Source organism: Bacteroidales bacterium (assembly GCA_031275285.1).
GTDB lineage: Bacteria > Bacteroidota > Bacteroidia > Bacteroidales > UBA4181 > JAIRLS01.
Map to the genome: position 1 here is coordinate 44,633 of JAISOY010000170.1, position 7,283 is coordinate 51,915.

General features: G+C 39.9%; 7 protein-coding genes. 1 reads left to right on the plus strand and 6 read right to left on the minus strand.

Going from position 1 to position 7,283, the window contains the following annotated elements; genetic code table 11:
• Window positions 1-2: 2 nt before the first annotated feature.
• The 6 genes from rfbA to rplM form a co-directional block, all read right to left on the minus strand.
• The gene (rfbA, locus tag LBQ60_17075) at window positions 3-869 is read right to left on the minus strand and encodes a glucose-1-phosphate thymidylyltransferase RfbA (protein ID MDR2039634.1); all 867 of its coding nucleotides are present in this window, start codon (window positions 867-869) and stop codon (window positions 3-5) included.
• Complete coding sequence (locus LBQ60_17080) at window positions 866-1,816, minus strand: SDR family oxidoreductase (GenBank protein MDR2039635.1); 951 nt, start codon at window positions 1,814-1,816, stop codon at window positions 866-868. The genes rfbA and LBQ60_17080 overlap by 4 nt, the downstream gene beginning before the upstream one ends.
• Before the next feature lie 134 nt (window positions 1,817-1,950).
• Window positions 1,951-2,790: a translation elongation factor Ts gene (gene tsf / locus LBQ60_17085; protein MDR2039636.1), complete on the minus strand. Its 840-nt coding sequence runs from the start codon at window positions 2,788-2,790 to the stop codon at window positions 1,951-1,953.
• A 30-nt stretch (window positions 2,791-2,820) separates the two neighbouring features.
• Window positions 2,821-3,672 carry a 30S ribosomal protein S2 gene (gene rpsB / locus LBQ60_17090; protein MDR2039637.1) on the minus strand — a complete coding sequence of 284 codons (852 nt, stop codon included), beginning with the start codon at window positions 3,670-3,672 and terminating at the stop codon, window positions 2,821-2,823.
• A 173-nt stretch (window positions 3,673-3,845) separates the two neighbouring features.
• Window positions 3,846-4,232 carry a 30S ribosomal protein S9 gene (rpsI, locus tag LBQ60_17095; GenBank protein ID MDR2039638.1) on the minus strand — a complete coding sequence of 129 codons (387 nt, stop codon included), beginning with the start codon at window positions 4,230-4,232 and terminating at the stop codon, window positions 3,846-3,848.
• A gap of 3 nt (window positions 4,233-4,235) precedes the next feature.
• Entirely contained in the window at window positions 4,236-4,691 is a 456-nt protein-coding gene (rplM, locus tag LBQ60_17100; GenBank protein ID MDR2039639.1) for a 50S ribosomal protein L13, read from the minus strand.
• 249 nt (window positions 4,692-4,940) lie between these two features.
• Here rplM and uvrB point away from each other — a divergent pair, with 249 nt between their 5' ends.
• Complete coding sequence (gene uvrB / locus LBQ60_17105) at window positions 4,941-6,962, plus strand: excinuclease ABC subunit UvrB (GenBank protein ID MDR2039640.1); 2,022 nt, start codon at window positions 4,941-4,943, stop codon at window positions 6,960-6,962.
• Window positions 6,963-7,283 lie beyond the last annotated feature (321 nt).

The following is a 7,283-nucleotide window of genomic DNA, read 5'->3' on the forward strand; positions in this document are numbered from 1 at the left end:
TATTAAAGATTTGCAATGGTTTTCAGATAAGTACCATATGAATTGTTTTTGTATTCACCAGCCAAAAGCAAGAGTTGCGATTGGTTGATAAATCCCCGCCGGTAAGCAATTTCTTCAATGCAGGATACTTTTAATCCCTGGCGGTGTTCAATGGTGGAAATATAATTTGAGGCCTGTAACAAACTGTCATGTGTTCCTGTATCCAACCAGGCAAATCCTCTTCCCAAAAGTTGCACTTTTAAACGATTTTCCTGCAAGTAGAGTTTATTTAAGTCCGTGATCTCTAATTCTCCTCTCAGGGAAGGTTTTAACGATTTTGCTTTTTCTACTACATCATTTGAATAAAAGTACAATCCTGTAACGGCATAATTCGATTTTGGCTTTTCAGGTTTTTCTTCCAGGCTTAAAACATTTCCATTTGAATCAAATTCGACAACACCATATCGTTCAGGATCTTTTACATAATAGCCAAAGACTATGGCACCATCTTCTATTTTGGCTGTTTCCAGTAACATTTGTCCGAAACCATACCCATAGAAGATGTTATCTCCAAGTACCAGGCAAACATTATCGTTTCCGATAAATTCTTCGCCCAGAATGAATGCTTGAGCCAATCCGTCAGGTGAAGGCTGTATCTTATATGTCAGTTTTAGTCCGAGATGCCCTCCATCCCCTAATAAATCCTCATATAAGTGAATATCTTTCGGGGTGGAAATGATCAATATTTCACGAATACCGGCCAACATCAAAACAGACAAGGGATAATAAATCATCGGCTTGTCATATACCGGGATAATTTGCTTCGAAATACTTTTAGTAATAGGATAAAGGCGGGTTCCGGAGCCACCTGCCAGGATAATACCTTTCATAAGGAATCTGATGAGTTTAATTTTTTTTCAAAATAGCCGATGGTTTTTAGCAAACCATCTTCCAGGGGTACTAACGGTTGCCACCCGAGTTTATCTTTGGCCAGCTGAATATTTGGTTGTCTTTGGATCGGATCATCCTGAGGCAAAGGTAAATATATCAATTTTGATTTTGAACCTGTTAAACGGATCACCATTTCTGCCAGTTGCTTGATGGTGAATTCACCAGGATTACCCACATTGACCGGTCCAGTGAAATCATCAGAGGTGTTCATCAAACGGATCATTCCTTCAACCAGATCGTCCACATATTGGAAACTTCTGGTTTGAAGGCCATCACCGTAGATGGTAATATCTTTTCCCTGTAATGCCTGGACAATGAAATTGGAGACTACCCGTCCGTCATTTGGATGCATTTTTGGTCCGTAAGTATTAAAAATGCGGATAATCTTGATTCGGACATTATTTTGCTGATGGTAATTCATGAACAGGGATTCAGCGCAACGTTTCCCTTCATCATAACAGGAACGGATCCCGATAGGATTTACATGTCCCCAGTATGATTCGGTCTGCGGGTGGATCTGCGGATCACCATATACTTCACTGGTAGACGCCTGTAAGATCTTTGCACGTGTACGTTTGGCCAATCCTAACATATTGATGGCTCCCATTACAGATGTCTTGATGGTTTTTATCCCATTGTACTGGTAATGTATCGGAGAAGCAGGGCAGGCCAGATTATAGATCTCGTCTACTTCTGCAAAAAAAGGACTGACCACATCATGCCGGACCAATTCAAAATAAGGATTTCCTATTAAATGGATGATATTCTCTTTAGCTCCTGTGAAAAAATTATCCACACAGATTACTTCATTTTTCTCGTTTAAAAGCCTTTCACATAGATGAGATCCTATAAAACCGGCGCCACCGGTAACTAAAATTCTTTTCATATCAGTTAAACATGGGTGTCAATAATTTACCAAACAACAAAAGTACAAAATATCTTTGAAGGTATATCAGATAAATAAAAAGAGCCTATGGTGGAAAACCACGGGCTCTTTAATCTTAAAAACCTTATTGGGTACTATACAGCAAGTGAAAACCTGACAAATTTCACAACTGTGAGATCTTTGTCCTGTTCCTTAAGGTAATCACTTACCTTTTTCTTTCCGTCTTTAATAAAGTCCTGATTGACCAGGGTCATTTCTTTGAAAAACTTCTCTAATTTACCGTTGGCAATTTTTTCCAACAAATCACTCGGTTTACCTGCATTTTTAGGGTCATTTTTGGTTTGATCCAGGGCAATTTCCAATTCTTTTTTAACAACATCTTCCGGAACGTTTTCCTTATCAACTGCTACAGGATTCATGGCTGCTACCTGCATAGCGATATCACGACCGACTTGTTTGTCTGCCAACACCTTATTAAAACCCACCAGACATGCCAGTTTGTTTCCAGGATGGATATATGCTACCACTTCAGCAGCTTCTAGACGATCAAAAAATGTGAGATCTATTTTTTCTCCGATAACAGCCACTTTTTCATTCACTCCTTCGGCAACTGTAATTCCGTTTACATTTAAACTCTTCACAGCTTCCAGATCGGCTGCATTTTCTTTCAATGCCGCGCTGGCAATATCTTCTGTAAATTTAATGAAATCAGCTCCTTTTGCTACGAAGTCGGTTTCACAACTCAATACTGTTAAAACACCCTTAGTGGCGTCATCAGATACTTTAGCAATGACACAACCTTCTGAAGCCTCACGGTCAGCACGTTTGCTAGCCACTAATTGTCCTTTTTTACGGATAACAGCAACGGCCTGCTCATAATCGCCATTGGTTTCTTCCAATGCTTTTTTACAGTCCATCATTCCTGCACCCGTCATTTTCCTAAGTTTTGCTACTTCTGCTGCACTTATAGCCATGTGTAATATTTTATAATCTGTTTAAAATTTTTATTCTTCGTCTTCAGCTACATTTTTTTTGGCTGGCTTTTTTGTGATCTTTTTTGCAGATTTTTTATCTTCTACAACTTCATCCTCATCTTCAGCAACATTACGTTTTGCTGTTTTCTTTGTTTTTTTCTGTTGAGGAGCCTGATCTTCATTTCCTTTTTCCAGTTTGCGTTCATTGCTCCCTTCCTGAATAGCGGAAACAACGGTGTCCACAATAATAGCGATGGAGTTGGCCGCATCGTCATTGGCAGGGATCGGGAAATCAATCAGTTCGGGATCAGAATTGGTATCTACCATTCCGAATACAGGTATGTTCAAACGGCGTGCTTCATTTACGGCAATTCGTTCTTTCATGATATCTATAACGAAAAGCGCTGCCGGGAGCCGTGCCATATCAGCAATACTACCCAGGTTTTTTTCCAGTTTGGCACGCTGGCGGCTGACCTGGAGTTTCTCCCTTTTAGCCATATTGTCAAATGTGCCATCGGTGACCATCTTGTCGATAGTAGACATTTTTTTGACAGCTTTCCGGATAGTGGGAAAGTTGGTCAACATTCCACCAGGCCAACGTTCTGTCACATACGGCATTCCTGCCGGTTTTACTTTTTCGGCAACAATATCCTTTGCTTGTTTCTTGGTAGCTACAAATAATACTTTCCTGCCTGATTTTGCTATTTGTTTCAAAGCCTGGGCTGCTTCCTCAAGCTTTGCTTGTGTTTTTTGTAAATCAATAATATGAATCCCGTTACGTTCCATAAAAATATAAGGAGCCATATGAGGATTCCATTTTCTTTTCAAGTGGCCAAAGTGGCAACCTGCATCTAATAATTGTTGAATCGTTACTTTAGACATTTATTTACTTTTATCAATTGTTTACATTCTTTTTACATACTTTCCGATGCAATCCCGAAGTAGCTTTCAAAAAACATGAAACGTCTCGGGGATTTAGATACTAAACGAATACACCAATAATTCTTTGAATTGTTTATGGAATTATTTGATGAAGACCATTCAGTGCAACAGGATTAACGTTTACTGAACTGGAAGCGTTTACGTGCTTTAGGTCTACCTGGTTTTTTACGTTCCACTTCACGGGGATCACGTGTCATGAAACCAGCCGCTTTTAATTTGGGCTTATTGGTTTCATCTAATTTTACAAAAGCTCGTGAGATAGCCAAACGTAAAGCTTCGGCCTGGCCTTTGATTCCCCCACCATTCAGATTAACTTTGATATCATATTGTCCGGCTACTTCAAGAACATTGATGGGTTGTTCCACAATGTATTGAAGAGTTCCAAGCGGAAAATAAGTCTTCAAATCCTTATCGTTAATCGTAATATTTCCTTTACCTTCACTGAGATATACGCGAGCGATGGCTGCTTTTCTTCTTCCAATGGCGTTGATTACTTCCATGAATTATTTGATAGAATTAAGGTTGATAGCTTTAGGTTGTTGGGCTTCATGCGGATGTTCGGTTCCGGCATATACATGAAGATTCCGGAAAAGGGCAGCTCCTAATCTGTTTTTAGGTAACATTCCTTTGACAGATTTTTCAACTACCGCTATAGGATTCTTACGCAGTAATTGTTCTGCAGTAATGACACGTTGTCCTCCCGGATATCCTGTATGGCGTACATATTCTTTTTCCGCCCATTTGTTTCCGGTGAAACGAACCTTATCGGCATTGATCACAATGACATTATCGCCACAATCAACATGCGGCGTGAAGCTGGGTTTATGTTTGCCCCTAAGCACCATGGCTATTTTGGCACATAAGCGACCCACTACTTCATTCTGGGCATCTACGATCACCCATTCTTTATTAACAGTTGCTTTATTGGCCGAAACTGTTTTGTAGCTTAAAGTATCCACTGATTAATTATTGATTTAACTATTTAAAAAACAACAAAATAGCATACTTTCCTCTTGAAAATATGGAATGCAAAGGTACAATTAATTTTGTAATTAACTATTTTTTTTGTATTTTTCAGTAAGAATTTATGGTCGGAAAATGTTCGTTTAGAAATAATCGTCAATTTGGCAGTTTTGAAATATAGCGGATGCTTATTGCACAATTATTGCATAAGATATGCCAATGTCCTAAATTAATATTATAAAAAATTGTATCAGTTAATATCCGATTTTGTTCCCAGTGGTGATCAGCCAGAGGCTATCCAGCAATTAACAGAAGGTTTGGAATCCGGATCGCCGCATCATACATTGCTTGGGGTGACCGGTTCCGGAAAAACCTTTACCATTGCTAATGTTTTGGCCAATATACAACGCCCAGCATTGATCCTGAGCCATAATAAGACTTTGGCAGCTCAGCTTTACGGTGAGTTTAAAACTTTTTTCCCGAACAATGCAGTCGAATATTTTGTATCCTATTATGACTACTACCAGCCGGAAGCATATCTGCCTACAACAGATACCTATATAGAAAAGGATCTATCTATCAATGAGGAAATAGAGAAGTTGAGGCTAAGCACCACCTCATCCTTACTTTCAGGAAGGAGGGATGTGATTGTGGTATCTTCTGTCTCCTGTCTGTATGGTATTGGTAACCCTAATGATTTTCATGAGAATACGATCTTTATTAAACAGGGGATGTCTATCAGCCGTAATAAATTCCTGCATCAGTTGGTATCAAGCCTTTATTTCCGAAGCGAACAGGATTTCAAACGTGGTACCTTCCGCGTAAAAGGGGATACGGTAGATATTTTTCTGGCATATAACGATGTGGGGTGCCGTGTGGTTTTTTGGGGTGATGAGATAGAGGAAATATATACATTCGACCCCATCAACAATCATATAGAAGACCGTTTTGAGGAAATCCGGATTTTTCCTGCCAATATTTTCGTAACAACAAAAGATAGGCAACAGTCTGCATTCAACCATATTCAGGATGATATGGTGAAACAACTGGATTATTTCAAATCCAATGGGCGGCATCTGGAGGCTAAACGTTTAGAAAACAGGGTGACATATGATCTTGAGATGATGCGGGAGTTAGGATATTGTTCCGGAATAGAGAATTATTCCCGGTATTTTGACAATCGCTTGCCCGGGACGCGGCCATTTTGCCTGCTGGATTATTTTCCTGATGATTTTGTAACCGTTATAGACGAGAGTCATGTCACTATACCCCAAATACGGGCCATGTATGGAGGCGACCATTCCCGGAAACTGAATCTGGTGGAATACGGGTTTCGTCTTCCTGCAGCGATTGATAATCGTCCCCTGAAATTTGAAGAATTCGAGTCCTTGATTGGTCAGGCAATATACGTGAGTGCCACACCGGCTGACTACGAACTGGAAAAAAGTGAGGGAGTTATCGTTGAACAGGTGATTCGTCCGACCGGCCTGTTGGATCCTGTAATTGAGATAAAGCCCAGCCTGAATCAGATTGATGATCTGCTGGAAAATATACGTCAGTGTGAAGAGCGTGATGAGAGGGTATTAGTGACCACACTGACCAAGCGCATGGCTGAGGAATTATCCAAGTACTTAGCAAAAGCGGGAGTCCGTTGCCGCTATATTCATTCCGATGTGGATACACTCGAACGTGTTGAGATCATGGAAGACTTGCGCGCAGGACGTTTCGACGTATTGGTAGGGGTAAACCTTTTACGTGAGGGTCTCGACTTACCTGAGGTATCGTTGGTCGCTATTCTGGATGCTGATAAAGAAGGATTCCTCCGTTCCGAACGTTCACTTACGCAGACAGCCGGACGTGCTGCACGGAACATCAACGGTAAGGTGATCATGTATGCCGACACCATCACAGAGAGTATGCAACGAACCATTGATGAAACGGATCGTCGTCGTAAAAAGCAACTGGACTATAATGAGGAGCACCATATCACACCCAAGCAGATCGTCAAAGCATTGGGATCTATCATGGGAGGGGAAAGAAACATAGAATCCCAGGAAGGGAAAACGCGCGCTTATGTTGAACAGGATATTAGTAATATGGCTGCAGAACCTGTGGTGAAATATATGACTCGTGAGGCGCTGGAAAAGACGATTCTCCATACCAAAAAAAATATGCAGAAAGCCGCCAAGGAACTCGACTTTATGGAGGCTGCCAGATTGCGTGATGAGATGTACGCTTTGCAAAAATTATTGAATGAGAAAAAGTGATCTCATACAAGTAGGAAAGCATGAATGTTCATAAAGTCAAAAAGTAGGTTATAATAGCTTTTTTGAAAATATTTTACATCTCTTTTTGTTCTGTTTTTCATGTGAATAAAATTAGTACACCTTAATTACTCTTTTTGTTATTCGCTATCGCTTATGAGACCGAATTCTATGTTAAAAACCAAATTATTTCATTATTATTTATCCAAATTTTATATCCAACTGATTTTGGTAATCATTTATATAAATCTGTCCTTTTTGCACTAAAGCGAAGATGATCTGTAAAAGCTTATTTCTTACATTGTTAATTATCAATTTGATTTT